Raw genomic sequence first — 14,379 nt, 5'->3', positions numbered from 1 at the left:
CTACTGCCGGCCCGTCTGGGTCGGCGGGTTGAGGTCGAGGAACGGCACCGTGCCATTCGGCGGCATCGTGTTGGGCAGCGAGCCATCCCACTTCTCCGCCTGGATCAACGCGACGACGCCCGGGTTGTCCCGCAGCGCCTTGCCGCGGTTGGCGATCACCGCAGCCTCGGCATCGCCCTTTACCTGGATGGCGTGCGCCTCGGCGTCGGCGGCCAGCTTCACCGCCGTCGCCGCCGCCGTAGCCTGTGCGATCTGCGCGTCGGCCTGGGCCTGAGCCTGTGTCACCGTGATCTCGGCCTGCACCTTCTGCTGCGCCAGCTCCTGCTGCCGCTTCTGCACCTCGACGGTCGCGAGCTGCTTTTCCTCGATCGAGTTCTCGTAGGCCGCCGAGAACTTGATGTCCTCGACCTGCACACTCTCGATCACCAGCGGTTCGCCGATGCCGGCCTGCAGCGCCGCCAGAGCATCGGAATTGAGCTTGGCCCGCTGCTGGATCGCGCCCAGCGCGTCATACTGGCCGAACACGTTCTTGAAGATCGCCGGCACGCGCGGTTCCACCAGCCGGGCGATCATGTTCTCCACCGAGCCGTACTCGGCATAGAGCCCGCCGCCCGAACCCGGGATGATGTGATAGCTCACCGACAGCCGGATCTGTGCCGGCTGCTGGTCGCGCGAATACGATTCCATATTGTCGAAGGTCTCGGTGTGCGATTGCAGCGAGATTTCCTTCACGTCCTCGATCACCGGAATCTTGAAGTGGAGCCCAGGTCCGACCGTGCCCACCACCGCGCCGGTGCGCAGCACCACGCCCTCTTCGCCCTGGTCGATCTGGTACCAAGCCCCGAAAAACAGGATCGCCGCCACTGCTACGACGACCACGGCAATCGCCAGTCCACGAATGTTCTGCATGTTCACCCCCACTTGCGCCGCCGACCCTGGCGGCAAGATCCAATTTCACGCCCACTAGATGGCCCTCGCTGAATGCGGCCTGAACCGGCGTCGGACGGATAATTCGGCATTTGCCGGTCTTGTAGCCGTTCATCGCCGGGGCCATCTTGCGGCACCCCCGCGACAACTTCGCGTCGGAACCTCTGCCCTCGGGGGTTCCCTTCCCCCAAAGCTTCGGTTACAGGACGCGCTTAGCCCATAGAATCCGACGCCACCGGCCCGCATCCGCGGGTCTTTCCGCGCGCGCCCACAAGCCGAAGCCCGAAAAGTCGAGAGACGTTCGGACAAGCCGAAGCGAATAGAAAAGACGAGCCCAGATGCCAAAACGCACCGATATCAAGTCGATCCTCATCATCGGTGCGGGTCCGATCATCATCGGCCAGGCCTGTGAGTTCGATTACTCCGGCACCCAGGCGTGCAAGGCGCTGAAGGACGAGGGCTACCGGATCATTCTGGTCAACTCGAACCCGGCGACGATCATGACCGATCCCGATCTCGCCCATGCGACCTATATCGAGCCGATCACCCCCGACGTCGTCGCCAAGATCATCGAGAAGGAGCGCCCCGACGCCCTGCTCCCCACGATGGGCGGCCAGACTGCGCTCAACTGCGCGCTCAGCCTCAAGAAGATGGGGATCCTCGACAAGTTCAATGTCGAAATGATCGGCGCCGACGCCGAGGCCATCGACAAGGCCGAGGATCGCGAGCTCTTCCGCGACGCGATGAAGAAGATCGGCCTCGAGACCCCGCGCTCGATGCTTGCCCACAATACCATCGAGGCGCTGCAGGCGCTTGAGGTGATCGGCCTCCCCTGCATCATCCGTCCAAGCTTCACCCTCGGCGGCACCGGCGGCGGCATCGCCTACAACAAGGAAGAATACCTCGCCATCGTCGAGACCGGCGTCGACGCCTCCCCCACCGATGAAGTGCTCATCGAGGAGAGCGTGCTCGGCTGGAAAGAGTACGAAATGGAGGTCGTTCGCGACAAGAACGACAACTGCATCATCGTCTGCTCGATCGAGAACGTCGATCCGATGGGCGTCCACACCGGCGATTCGATCACCGTCGCCCCGGCGCTGACGCTGACCGACAAAGAATACCAGATCATGCGCGACGCCTCGATCGCCGTGCTGCGCGAGATCGGCGTCGAGACCGGCGGCTCGAACGTCCAGTTCGCCATCAACCCCGCCGATGGCCGCATGATCGTCATCGAGATGAACCCGCGCGTCTCGCGCTCGTCCGCCCTTGCCTCCAAGGCCACCGGCTTCCCGATCGCCAAGGTCGCCGCCCGCCTCGCCGTCGGCTACACGCTCGACGAGCTCGAGAACGACATCACCGGCGGCGCCACCCCGGCTTCGTTCGAGCCGACCATCGACTACGTCGTCACCAAGATCCCGCGCTTCGCCTTCGAGAAGTTCCCGGGCGCCGACAACAGGCTCACCACCTCGATGAAGTCGGTCGGCGAGGCCATGGCCATCGGCCGTACCTTCCAGGAATCGCTGCAGAAGGCGCTGCGCTCGCTCGAAACCGGCCTGACCGGCCTCAACGAGATCGGCATCCCCGGCTACGAAGCCGGCGCGCAGGAAGACGACAACGAGAACGCCATCTTCGCCGCCATCTCGACCGCCACGCCGCAGCGCCTGTTGCACGTGGCCGAAGCCATGCGGCTCGGCCTGTCCCTCGAAGACATCCACGATGCGAGTAAGATCGACCCGTGGTTCCTCGAAGAGATCAAGGGCATCGTCGATACCGAAAAGAAGGTCCGCGACTTCGGCCTGCCGGAGGATGCGAAGACCCTGCGCGGCCTCAAGGCCATGGGCTTTTCCGATCGCCGCCTCGCCGACCTCTCCGGCAAGCAGGCCAAGGACGTGCGCGCGCTGCGCAAGTCGCTCGGCGTCCGCCCAGTCTACAAGCGCATCGACACCTCGGCGGCTGAGTTCGCCTCGCCGACCGCCTACATGTACTCCACCTATGAATCGACCTTTGCCGGCGCCGTCGAGGACGAGGCCTACCCGTCCGACCGCAAGAAGGTCGTGATCCTCGGCGGCGGCCCAAACCGCATCGGCCAAGGCATCGAGTTCGACTACTGCTGCTGCCATGCCGCTTTCGCGCTCGCCGACGCGGGCTACGAAACCATCATGATCAACTGCAACCCCGAGACCGTCTCCACCGACTACGACACCTCCGACCGCCTCTACTTCGAGCCGCTCACCGAGGAAGACGTCATCGAGATCCTCGAGACCGAAAAGCAGAACGGCACCCTGCACGGCGTCATCGTCCAGTTCGGCGGCCAGACCCCGCTGAACCTCGCCGATGCCGTCGAGCGCGCCGGCGTGCCGATCCTCGGCACCCAGCCCGGCTCCATCGACCTCGCGGAAGACCGCGACCTGTTTTCGAAGCTCATTTCCCGGCTCGAGCTGGCCCAGCCCAAGAACGGCATCGCCTATTCGCTCGAGCAGGCCCGCATCGTCGCCGAGCGCCTCGGCTACCCGCTGGTGATCCGCCCGAGCTACGTGCTCGGCGGCCGCGCCATGGCCATCGTCCACTCGCCATCCGAGTTCGAGCGCTACGTTCAGGACACGCTCACCGGCCTCGTGCCGCCCGATATCCTGATCCGCTACCCCAACGACAAGACAGGCCAGATCAACTCAGTCCTCTCCGACAACCCGCTGCTGTTCGACGGCTACCTCAGCCGCGCCATCGAAATCGACGTCGATTGCCTGAGTGACGGCAAGGACGTCTTCGTCTGCGGCATCATGGAGCACATCGAAGAGGCCGGCATCCATTCGGGTGATAGTGCCTGTTCGCTGCCGCCCGTTCATCTCAGCGACGACGTCATCGCCGAGTTGAAGCGCCAGACCACCGAACTCGCGTTGGCCCTCAAGGTTGGCGGCCTGATGAACGTCCAGTACGCGCTCAAGGACGGCACCATCTACATCCTCGAAGTGAACCCCCGCGCCTCGCGTACGGTCCCCTTCGTCGCCAAAGTCATCGGCCAGCCGATCGCCAAGATCGCCTCGCGCATCATGGCCGGCGAGAGCCTCGCGAGCTTCAACCTCGTTGAGAAGAAACTCGGCCACATCGCTGTCAAGGAAGCCGTTTTCCCGTTCAACCGCTTCCCCGGCGTCGACACCGTGCTCGGCCCCGAGATGAAGTCGACCGGCGAAGTCATGGGCCTCGATACCGACTACGCCATGGCCTTCGCCAAGTCCCAGCTCGGCGCCGGCTCCAAGATGCCGAAGGAAGGCACGGTGTTTATCTCGGTCCGCGACGACGACAAGCCCCTGATCCTGGGCTTCTCGCGCCACCTCGAGCATGCCGGCTTCAAGATCGTCGCCACCTCCGGCACCCACAAATACCTGACCGAGAACGGCATCGCCGCCACCAAGGTCAACAAGGTGCTCGAAGGCCGTCCGCACATCGTCGATTCGATGAAGAACGGCGGCATCCAGTTGGTGATCAACACCACCGATGGCGCCAAATCGATCTCCGACAGCCGCGACATCCGCCGCACCGCACTGATGGGCAAGATCCCCTACTACACCACCATCCCCGGCGCCGTCGCCGCGGTGGAAGGCATTCTCGCCTACCGCGAAGGGAATTTGCAGGTGAGGCCGTTGCAGAGCTACTTCGCGGCTTGATTGACCGGCTAGCTCGCGCGAACTACTCGCGCGAGCTGCGGACTGCGCAGTAACCTTAAGACCGAATTTGTCGCGGCATCGACCGGCGCCATCGTATCACTCGCCCATACTTTCATATCGTGCGAGTTGTTTTGCGATGCTTAGAATCGTCCTCTCGTTGCTGTTTTTGGCTATTGCAACGCCAGCCCTGGCCCAGACCTCCGCTGAACTCTGCGATCAATATGCCGGCCACCCCTGGGAGCCCGGTCACCAGGGCCGTGGTGTGGAATGGAGCCAAGTCCTGCCGGGCCCAGCGATCCGCGCCTGTCGCGAGGCATTGGCCGAAGCGCCGGATGCACCGGAGATCCTCTACCGCCTCGGCCGCACGCTCATGCAGATCAAGTCATACGAGCAGGGGCTGGCCTTGATGCTGCAATCCGCCCAGGCCGGCTATCCTCCAGCCGAGACGGCGTATGGCACGGCGTACATGCAGGCCGACGGCGTCGCCAACAACTATCGCGTGGCTCTCGAATGGCTGACCAAGGCGTCTGCGCATGGCCACGTCATCGGCACCAACAATCTCGCCATGCTCTACGATACAGGACGGGGTGTTGCGCCGGACCCGCTCGCTGCCCGCACCCTCTTCACCAGAGCGGCGGAGGCCGGCTATCCGCTTGCCATGTACAATCTGGCCCTTGGCCATGAGTATCCCAAGATCGGAGAACCCAACTACGCCGCATCCTTCGACTGGCACAGCAAGGCTGTTGCGGCTGGCCACATTCCCGCAATTCGTGGTGTCGCCCGTGCCTACGACAACGGTCGCGGCGTTCCCAAGGATACGACCGAGGCTCTGGTGTGGTGGCTCAAGGGCGCAGAGGCTGGCGATCCAGTGGCGCAGTCGCAGGCAGGCATCGCCTACAATGCCGGCCGCGGTACCAAAGAAGACCTCGTGGCAGCCGAAAAGTGGCTGCGTGCTGCGGCCGAGCAGAACTATTCCCGAGGTTACTTTTACCTTGGCCAGTTCCTCATGCAGACCAAGAAAGGCGAGGAGTTCTACGAAGGCATGCGCTGGCTCGAACGTGCCGGCGCCTATGGAGAGCTGGAAGCCAACATCGAATTGGCCCGATACTACGCCCTGACAGGCGACCTCGTACCCGCACGCAAGTACGCCCAGGTGGTCCTGAACTTTGGCGACAACGATCTGAAGCGGCAGGCGCAGGAGTTGCTGATGCTCATAGAGAGCCTGGAACTCCAGACGGACATCCGTCGCTTTGACGGCCAACCGTTCAAGAGTTCCGACGAGGGCTAGTCGCGATCGACGGACGGCGAGCCCAGCGATAGCCGCTCGACCCGCGCCGCCAAAAGGCGAATACTCCACCGAATCTCGCCGCTTGCAGGGAGGGCAGTCGTATGAAGATCGCTCTCCTCACCGCCGTCGCGATGGTGGCCTTCGCGGCCAACTCAGTCCTGACCCGGCTGGCCTTCGCCACGGCGGGCGCCGAGCCACTGAGCTACACCGCCATCCGGCTGGCCTCCGGCGCGGTGGTGCTCTTCCTCCTCCTCTCGCTGCGTCAGGGCCAACCGATGCGTACCGTCGGAGGGAGCTGGCGCGCCGCCGCAGCCCTGTTCGGCTACGCCATCGCCTTCTCCGTCGCTTACATCCTGCTCGGCGCGGGTACGGGTGCCCTCATTCTGTTTGCCAGCGTGCAGATCGGCATTCTCGGCTGGGCCATCCTGAAGGGCGATCGGCCCGGGCCGCTCGAATGGCTCGGCCTCGGCACCGCGCTCGCGGCCTTCGCCTGGCTCGTCTCGCCGGGCCTTGTTGCCCCGCATCCTCTCGGCACGATCCTGATGATCTTCGCGGGTCTCTGCTGGGCCGCCTACACGCTGCTCGGCCGCGGCTCGAAGTCCCCGCTTGTCGACACCGCCGGCAACTTCGTCCGCACCATCCCGGCCGCCGCTCTCCTGCTGCTCGCCGCCACCTTCGGCCAACCGATCGAGTTTGGCGCGGCCGTGTATGCCGTTACCTCCGGCGCCGTCGCATCGGGCCTCGGCTATGCCATCTGGTACGCCGCCCTCCCCGGACTTCCGCGTACCACCGCCGCCATCGTCCAGCTGACGGTGCCGGCGATCGCCGCCCTCGGTGGCGTCCTGTTCATCGGTGAAGCCCTGACAACTCGCCTGATTGTCGCTTCGCTCGGCATCCTCGGCGGCGTTGCACTGGCGCTGATCGGTGCCGACCGTCGTCGGCGGGCCTCGACGCGCTAAGAGTTCCGGAGCAAGCTTCGACAATGCCCCAGCCCCATACCTCGATCGATGCCTACATCGCCACCTTCCCCGCCGACGTGCAGGAGAAACTGCAGGCGCTGCGCAGTGCTGTCCGGTCGGCTGCGCCCGACACGACGGAGTCGATCAGCTACGGCATCCCCACCTACAAGCTGAAAAAGGCGGTCGTCATCTACTTCGCCGGCTGGAAACAGCACCTGGCGGTCTACCCTGCCCTTGCCGGCGATGAGGCGCTGCAGCGCGAGCTGGCGCCCTACCGCGAGTCCAAGGGCTCGCTGCATTTCCCGCTCGATCAGCCGCTGCCGCTCGATCTCATCCAGCGCGCCGTCAAAGCACGGCTGGATGAAATCAACGCCGCCGCACGCTGACCGACATTCGAGCACGCGCAACGTCCGGGTTGACCCCACGGCCACGATGACTATCGTGCCGGCATCATGATGATGATCCGCCACTTCGCATCCGTGTTCCTGCTCGCCTGAGCGAGCCGCAAGGCAACACGCCCAGCCTCCGCGACCAGTCCGGAGGCGCTTCGCCCCCCATGCGGGCTACTGCGATTTGGATTTCATAATGCCCAACCCCCTTCCCGCGCTCTCCGCAGCGCAGATCGAGCAATTCGTCGCCGACGGCTTCGTCAGGATCGATACGGCCTTCCCGGCTGATATCGCTGCCGAGTGCCGCCGTATCCTCTGGGCCGATACCGGCTGTGACCCGGACGATCCGTCGACCTGGACCCGCCCGGTCATCCGCCTCGGCAACTACGCCCAGCCGCCTTTCGTCGAGGCCGCAAACACGCCGGTCCTCCACTCCGCCTTCGACCAGCTAGTCGGAGCCGGCCGCTGGACTCCGCAAGGCAGCCTCGGCACTTTCCCGATCCGCTTCCCCTCGCCGGACGATCCGGGCGACGCCGGCTGGCACATCGACGTCAGCTTCGGCTGGGAGGAGAACCCGTCCGACTTCCTCAGCTGGCGCGCCAACGTGTCATCGAAGGGCCGGGCCCTGCTGATGCTGTTCGTCTTCTCTGAGGTCGGCGAAGACGATGCCCCCACCCGCATCAGGGTTGGCTCGCATCGCGATATCGCAAGGCAGCTCGCGCCCGCCGGCGAGGCCGGCCTGTCGTTACGCGAACTGGCCGCCGACAACTTTGCCACCTCGGCGCACCGGAAGCAGGTCCTCGCCGCCGGCATGCCGGGGACGGTCTACCTCTGCCATCCGTTCCTGGTTCATGCCGCCCAGCCGCACCACGGCACCCGGCCGCGCTTCATGGCGCAGCCGCCGCTGCAGCCCCGGGAGCCGATCACGCTCGACCGTGCCGATGGCAGCTATTCGCCGGTCGAACGCGCCATTCGGCTGGCCCTGGCCTGATCCGATCTCGTGAGGGGCAGCCCTGCCCCTCACCCTCGCTCAGCATGCCTCGACGACGACAAGCGCGCCGTCGACCGGTGTACCGCGATCGGTCCGCAGCACCGTAGCCTCGACCGTCACCGGCACCAGCCCAAGCTCCTCGCAGAGCCCAACGACGTGGCGGATGCCGTGCTTGAAGCGCAGCGACCGGTCCAGCCGCACCGCTTCATCGCCCTCATGCACCTCGAGCGAAAACACCGCGGTCCCGCTGTCCGCCAGCGCCCGCCGCACCGCCGCCAGCGGCGCGTCGAGCGCGCCGACATAGTTGAACACGTCGCCCGCAACGATCAGGTCGGCCTGCTCCGCGAGCCCATCGAGATAGGCGACGAGCTCGCCCCGCTCGAGCCGGTCATAGATCTGCTTCCGCCCGGCTTGCGCGACCATCTTCGCCGACAGGTCGACGCCTTCGAGCCATTCGACCAGCGGCCGCAACTGCACCCCGACGAGACCAGTCCCGCAACCGAGGTCGATCGCCCGCCCGCAGCGCGTCATCCCTCGCCGCCGCAGTTGTTCGGCGACAAGCTCCTTCATCAGCTCCGGCACCCGGTAGCCGAGCTTGTCCACCAGCGACTGCTCGAAGCGTGGCGCGTAGTCGTCGAACAGCGCCTCCACATAGGCCTGTTCGGCGCCGACACCATCGATGGCCCCATGTGCCGAAAGCTTCAGCCGCGCCCCGAACACTCCGGCAACGTCGAGCCGCAGCAACTCGAGCCAGGCCTTCACCGCACCCGCCACGTCGCCCGCCGCCTCGCGATAGCCGCCGAGCAAACTCCAGCCGGCCACCCATTGCGGCACCAGCTCGAGCGCCTGCTCCATCACTTCGGCGGCTTCGGAAAAGGCGCGCTCAGCCGCCAGCGCCGCGGCATGGCCGGCGCGACGGTCGGCAACCATGTCGCCCGACGAATACTGTATTTGCTGCAAGGAAATCGGCACCCGGATGGGACGGCCGCTTATCTATCCTGCGCCGATTTCGCTGGGAAGCGGGTGGAAGACGGATTTTTCCACTTTGCCGTCACAATGGAGCAGCATAAGTTGGAGATAAGCCGGTCGCTGCCGATCGGCTGTCTGAGGGGCCCCCCGCCCCGGACTCTTATGCCTCGATGCACCCACTCCCCGGTGTGTCAGGAAGACGTTGACGACAAAACGCCCAACTCGACGTGCCACCCGCGCGCCGGGGAATAGTCGTTTAATTGCCCATATTGATAGGGCATTCGTTTCCGGCTACAAGTTAACGGTCGAATATTGCGGCCGACACTTCGTGCCTGGCGTCTTACGCGCCTGCTGAGGTTCATTCCAAGAATTCGATTGGCAAAGGTTCCTATTGGGGTGGGAACCGCCACGGCAGTCTGCGAAAGGGACTTTATATGGCTACCGGCACTGTTAAATGGTTCAACGGCCAGAAGGGCTACGGCTTCATCCAGCCGGATGAAGGCGGGGCCGACGTGTTCGTGCATATTTCCGCCGTTCAGCGCTCGGGGCTTTCGGGCCTCGATGAGGGCCAGAAGGTCACGTACGAGATCGTCAAGGACAAGCGCACCGGCAAGAATGCCGCGGACAACCTCCAGCCGTCTTGATCGGAATAGGTTTCGAGGGAAACCGACACGGCGCAGCCTCAGCGGGCTGCGCCTTTCTCATTCCGGGCGCCGCGAGCTATTGACGCCGCGCCCATCCGCAACGATATGCACCGCTCGCGCAGTGCGACCGCGCGGCGCTTGACCGAAGCGCACGCTGCAGGCAATTTAGTCCCGCGCTCCCCCTCAAGTCAGTTCTGCCGGTAAGCCGAACGACTTTGGCAGGGGGAGTGTTTCTTTTGAGTTGGAGACGGCAATGGACAAGATTCCGATGACACCGCAGGGGCACAAGACCCTGTCTGAGGAATATCGTCGCCGCACCGCTGAGGAACGGCCCCGGATCATCGCCGACATTTCGGAAGCGCGCGCCCACGGCGACCTTTCGGAAAACGCCGAGTATCACGCCGCCAAGGAGCAGCAGAGCCTCAACGAGGGCCGCATCAAGGAACTCGAGTCGCTGCTCGCGCTCGCCGACATCATCGATGTCACCAAGCTCTCGGGCTCGACCATCAAGTTCGGCGCCACGGTGAAACTCGTCGACGAAAACACCGAGGCCGAGAAGTCGTACCAGATCGTCGGCGATGCCGAGGCCGACCTGACCAAGGGCCGCATCTCGATCTCTTCGCCCATCGCGCGCGCCATGATCGGCAAGGAGAAGGGCGATTCGGTCGAAGTTGCCGCTCCCGGCGGCGCCAAGACGTACGAAATCCTCGAAGTTAAGTTCGTCTGACCCCCCAGCGGGCGGGTGGCCCGCGCGAAACTGTGGACTTTTCCGCCACGCCGTGCGCTCCATCGCTCGCCGACGATGGGTCCGGCCTTGAAAGGCGTGCGCCGAACCCCCTATTTTGGGTGCAGCGTGGCCTGTCACGCGTCGAGGTCAGGACTCCATCAGTCCAAGCGTAATGGAGCGTAAGGTGCACGCCAAAGTCGTCATCATCGGATCGGGCCCTGCCGGGTACACCGCCGCCATTTATGCGGCGCGTGCCATGCTCGAGCCCGTCATGATCGCCGGCCTCCAGCCGGGCGGCCAGCTCACTATCACCACCGATGTCGAGAACTACCCCGGCTTCGCCGACGTCATCCAGGGCCCATGGCTCATGGAGCAGATGAAGGCGCAGGCCGAGCATGTCGGCACGAAGATGATCAACGACATCATCGTCGAGGTCGATTTCGACAAGCGGCCCTTCGTCCTCATCGGCGATAGCGGCACGCGCTACACCGCGGACTCGGTCATTATCGCCACCGGCGCGCAGGCGCGCTGGCTCGGCCTGGAATCTGAGGAGAAGTTCCAGGGCTTCGGCGTCTCCGCCTGCGCCACCTGCGATGGCTTCTTCTATCGTGGCAAGGAAGTGGTCGTGGTCGGCGGTGGTAACACCGCCGTCGAGGAAGCGCTGTTCCTCACCAATTTCGCGAGCAAGGTCACCGTCGTCCATCGTCGCGGCGAGTTCCGCGCCGAGCGCATCCTGCAGCAGCGCCTGTTCAAGAACCCCAAGATCGAAGTGATCTGGAACGCCGAGGTCGAAGAGGTCTACGGCGAGAACATGCCCCGCTCGGTCAAGGGCGTGAAGATCCGCGACACCCGCACCGGCAAGGTCACAGAGAAGGATGTCGACGGCGTCTTCATCGCCATCGGCCACCAGCCATCGACGTCTATCTTCGCCGGCAAGCTCGACATGAAGCCGGGTGGCTACCTCCAGGTGAAGCCCGGCACCACGTCGACCAACATCCCGGGCGTCTTCGCCGCCGGCGACGTCACCGATGATGTCTACCGCCAGGCGGTTACGGCCGCCGGCATGGGTTGCATGGCTGCCCTCGATGCCGAAGAATATCTTGCCTCGATGGAACTCGCGGAGGCGGCGGAATAGATGCTGGATTGGGACAAGCTCCGCATCTTCCACACCGCCGCTGAATCAGGGTCCTTTACCCATGCCGCCGAACGGCTGAACATGAGCCAGTCTGCCGTATCGCGGCAGATTTCGGCGCTCGAGGAAGATCTCGCCCTCAAGCTGTTCATCCGCCACGCCCGCGGCCTCGTCCTGACTGAAGTCGGCGAGCAGCTCTTCCGCACTGCGCACCGCATGCATTGGGAGTTGCAGCAGGTCGAGACCCAGATGTCCGAGAGCCAGGAGGTCCCGACCGGCCCCCTGCTCGTCACCACCACGGTGGGTATCGGCTCGACCTGGCTATCGTCCCGCATCCACGAGTTCCTGATCCTTTATCCGGAAATCCAGATCGAGATTAAGCTCAACGACGCCGAGCTCGATCTCGCCATGCGCGAAGCCGACGTCGCCATCCGCCTGCACCGGCCGAACCAGTCGGAAATGATCCAGCGCAAGCTGTTCACGGTGCACAATCACTTCTACGCCTCGCGCGGCTACGTCGCGGAGTTCGGCGAGCCCAAGGCCGTCGAAGAGCTGGACGCCCACCGGGTGATTTCGTTCGGCGAACCGGTGCCGTCCTACCTGGGCGACATCAACTATCTCGAGCGGCTCGGCCGCCCGGATTCCTCGCCCCGCCGCGCCGCCATGAAGGTCAACGCCATCTACGGCATGATGCAGGCCGCCCGCGCCGGCATCGGCATCGCTATGCTGCCCGACTATGTCACCGAGAACGAGGACAGCCTGATCCGCGTCCTCGCCGGCATCGAACTGCCGGCCTACGAGGCCTATTTCGTCTATCCGCCGGCCCTCAAGAATTCGAAACGCGTCGGCGTGTTCCGCGATTTCCTCGTCGGCAAAGCCCGCGAATGGTCATTCTAGAGCGAGTGGCGGCGCTCGCGCTGCTGCCTCTCGTGCTGTCGTCTGCCCCCGCCTTCGCCGATTCCATGACCTCCACGCAGTTGGGCGTGGTCTTCTGCATCGGCCGCCTGTCGGGCGACATGGCCCCGGTCCTCGCCGTGCTGACGCCGAAAACGCGGACCCTGGTCGAAAAGACCGGCATCGACAGAGTCCGCTGGCAGGGCAAGCCCGATTACGCCAACATCTGCGAGCCCGTCGGCGCCTCCGGCACCTACGAGGCGCCACAAGTGATCCTCTCCTACCGGTATCGCGAAGAAGGCAAGTCCGGCTTCTCCGACCGCCTGGTGATGCGCTTCGTCGACGGTCTGCTGCGCCTCGACGACATCCTGTTCTCCGACGGCGAGTCGATGCGCGACAGCCTGGCCGGCGACTGATTACCTGCGTCGCATCAGCCTGAACACAATCTTCGTCCGAACCTCAAAACCGAGGCGCTGATACAGCGCCACCGCCGCGACGTTCTCGGTCTTCACATGCAGGAACGGCACCCGCCCGTCCGCCGCAATCTGCGCCGCCACAAACGACACCAGCTTCGCCGCCAATCCCTTGCCGCGGAACTCCGGCCACGTGCAGACGGCACTGACCTCGGTCAGCCCCTCAGGCTGCATCCGCTCGCCGGCCATTGCCATCAACCGGCCATCCTCGGCCTTCAGCCCATAGTATCGGCCCATCGCGATCGTCCCGGCGCGAAACGGTCCCGGCTCCGTTGCCAGCGCCAACTCCACCATCGCCGGCACATCGGCTTCGACCAGTCGCACCGGCGCAACCGCGGGCAACCCAACCGGTGCATGACACACCATCTGGTAGCACTCGACCTCGCCCAGCAGCTCCCAATCCGCCGGCAATTCATACGAGTCGGTCGTGACCAGCCCGACCGCATCCTCCTCCGGCACCAGCGCCGCAAGCTGCCCGAACGCCTCCGGCACATAGCGCTCCAACCCGACGATCGGTGACATCGCGATGGGGAACCGCCCCGCCATCCCGTTGATCTCGGCGATCGGCCGGTGGCCTGATATCAGCGAGTTCCAGGCGGGGTTGTCGAGGGCGGCAAGCTTGGTCATGGCGACTCCGTTCGCCAGCCGTCTAGCATTCCACCCCGTCCGCCCCCAAGCCCTCCGCATTCATCGGCAGTTCAGCCGACACGACTAGTAATCGCGCCACTCCAAATGGAATCGGCCATGCGCACAGCTCTCGTCCTCGCCGCCATCGCCTTCGCGACTCCTGCCCTCGCCCAGCCGATCACGCTCACCCCGCAGCAGATCGGCCAGATCTTCTGCCTCTCCCGCCTCGGCAACGACATGGCGCCGGTGACTGGCCTGCTGACGGCGAGTCTCACCTCGGAGATCGCGACGGCTCTCGAAAAGAACGACGTGATCCAGAAGGCGCATCCCGACGAGAAGCCCCCGCTCGGCGACGGCATCCCCTGGCAGGCCTATCCAGATTATGCCGACCAATGCCAGCCGGGCGACGTCGACTTCATGATGGACGAAGCCCGCATCCGCATCGACTACGCCTTCAAGGACTACCCCGACGCCAACTTCACCGACACGCTTGCGCTCAAGCTGATCGACGATCCGACAATGAGCGCCCGCATCTGGCGCATCGACAACATCGCCTATGCCACCGATGGCGACCTGCGGGCGATGCTGACCTCTGCCTTCCTCGACTGATCACGTCCTGAGACGGCATTTCCACCCTCTTGACGGGCGCGCGCCAAAGGCGCATTCCGGCCGTGTTTCGGGCGCTTGCGACCGAACT

At 64.7% G+C, this 14,379-nt stretch carries 14 protein-coding genes; 11 read left to right on the top strand and 3 right to left on the bottom strand.

The features are described 5' to 3' along the window. Positions 1–909 (bottom strand): prohibitin family protein, encoded by a 909-nt coding sequence (locus tag ACOYW5_RS00360; protein WP_423067285.1) that lies wholly within the window; start codon positions 907–909, stop codon positions 1–3. A gap of 356 nt (positions 910–1,265) precedes the next feature. On the opposite strand from ACOYW5_RS00360, the gene carB reads away from it, so the two are divergent. From carB to ACOYW5_RS00335, 5 genes are all read left to right on the top strand, one after another. Beyond that, a complete protein-coding gene (gene carB, locus ACOYW5_RS00355) occupies positions 1,266–4,589 on the top strand; it encodes a carbamoyl-phosphate synthase large subunit (protein WP_423067284.1) in 3,324 nt (1,107 codons plus the stop codon). Positions 4,590–4,725: 136 nt separating this feature from the next. Next, entirely contained in the window at positions 4,726–5,877 is a 1,152-nt protein-coding gene (locus ACOYW5_RS00350; RefSeq protein ID WP_423067283.1) for a hypothetical protein, read from the top strand. A 101-nt stretch (positions 5,878–5,978) separates the two neighbouring features. Further along, complete coding sequence (locus ACOYW5_RS00345; protein WP_423067282.1) at positions 5,979–6,836, top strand: DMT family transporter; 858 nt, start codon at positions 5,979–5,981, stop codon at positions 6,834–6,836. Between the two features lie 23 nt (positions 6,837–6,859). Continuing rightward, positions 6,860–7,222, top strand: a complete 363-nt coding sequence (locus tag ACOYW5_RS00340; RefSeq protein WP_423067281.1) for an iron chaperone — start codon at positions 6,860–6,862, stop codon at positions 7,220–7,222. Positions 7,223–7,421: 199 nt separating this feature from the next. Beyond that, the gene (locus ACOYW5_RS00335) at positions 7,422–8,216 is read left to right on the top strand and encodes a phytanoyl-CoA dioxygenase (protein ID WP_423067280.1); all 795 of its coding nucleotides are present in this window, start codon (positions 7,422–7,424) and stop codon (positions 8,214–8,216) included. Between the two features lie 39 nt (positions 8,217–8,255). Here the strand turns inward: ACOYW5_RS00335 and ACOYW5_RS00330 are convergent, their stop codons facing one another. Continuing rightward, entirely contained in the window at positions 8,256–9,176 is a 921-nt protein-coding gene (locus tag ACOYW5_RS00330; RefSeq protein WP_423067279.1) for a methyltransferase, read from the bottom strand. Positions 9,177–9,619: 443 nt separating this feature from the next. On the opposite strand from ACOYW5_RS00330, the gene ACOYW5_RS00325 reads away from it, so the two are divergent. The 5 genes from ACOYW5_RS00325 to ACOYW5_RS00305 all read left to right on the top strand — a co-directional run bounded on the left by ACOYW5_RS00325 (position 9,620) and on the right by ACOYW5_RS00305 (position 12,998). After that, the gene (locus ACOYW5_RS00325; RefSeq protein WP_299644008.1) at positions 9,620–9,829 is read left to right on the top strand and encodes a cold-shock protein; all 210 of its coding nucleotides are present in this window, start codon (positions 9,620–9,622) and stop codon (positions 9,827–9,829) included. A 253-nt stretch (positions 9,830–10,082) separates the two neighbouring features. Next, entirely contained in the window at positions 10,083–10,556 is a 474-nt protein-coding gene (greA, locus tag ACOYW5_RS00320; RefSeq protein WP_423067278.1) for a transcription elongation factor GreA, read from the top strand. A gap of 172 nt (positions 10,557–10,728) precedes the next feature. Then, the gene (gene trxB / locus ACOYW5_RS00315) at positions 10,729–11,691 is read left to right on the top strand and encodes a thioredoxin-disulfide reductase (protein WP_423067277.1); all 963 of its coding nucleotides are present in this window, start codon (positions 10,729–10,731) and stop codon (positions 11,689–11,691) included. Next, on the top strand, positions 11,692–12,585 hold the full coding sequence (locus tag ACOYW5_RS00310; RefSeq protein WP_423067276.1) for a LysR family transcriptional regulator: 894 nt from the start codon (positions 11,692–11,694) through the stop codon (positions 12,583–12,585). Continuing rightward, positions 12,573–12,998 (top strand): hypothetical protein, encoded by a 426-nt coding sequence (locus ACOYW5_RS00305; protein ID WP_423067275.1) that lies wholly within the window; start codon positions 12,573–12,575, stop codon positions 12,996–12,998. The genes ACOYW5_RS00310 and ACOYW5_RS00305 overlap by 13 nt, the downstream gene beginning before the upstream one ends. On the opposite strand, the gene ACOYW5_RS00300 is transcribed toward ACOYW5_RS00305, so the two are convergent. Further along, positions 12,999–13,682, bottom strand: coding sequence for a GNAT family N-acetyltransferase (locus ACOYW5_RS00300; RefSeq protein WP_423067274.1), 684 nt, complete (start codon positions 13,680–13,682; stop codon positions 12,999–13,001). 117 nt (positions 13,683–13,799) lie between these two features. Here ACOYW5_RS00300 and ACOYW5_RS00295 point away from each other — a divergent pair, with 117 nt between their 5' ends. Next, positions 13,800–14,291, top strand: coding sequence for a hypothetical protein (locus ACOYW5_RS00295; protein ID WP_423067273.1), 492 nt, complete (start codon positions 13,800–13,802; stop codon positions 14,289–14,291). The last annotated feature ends 88 nt before the right edge of the window (positions 14,292–14,379 follow it).

Source organism: Devosia sp. CN2-171 (genome assembly GCF_049354815.1).
Lineage (GTDB): Bacteria > Pseudomonadota > Alphaproteobacteria > Rhizobiales > Devosiaceae > Devosia_A.
Note: the sequence above shows the minus strand (reverse complement) of the source record. Positions and strands in the feature narration are given on the sequence as shown.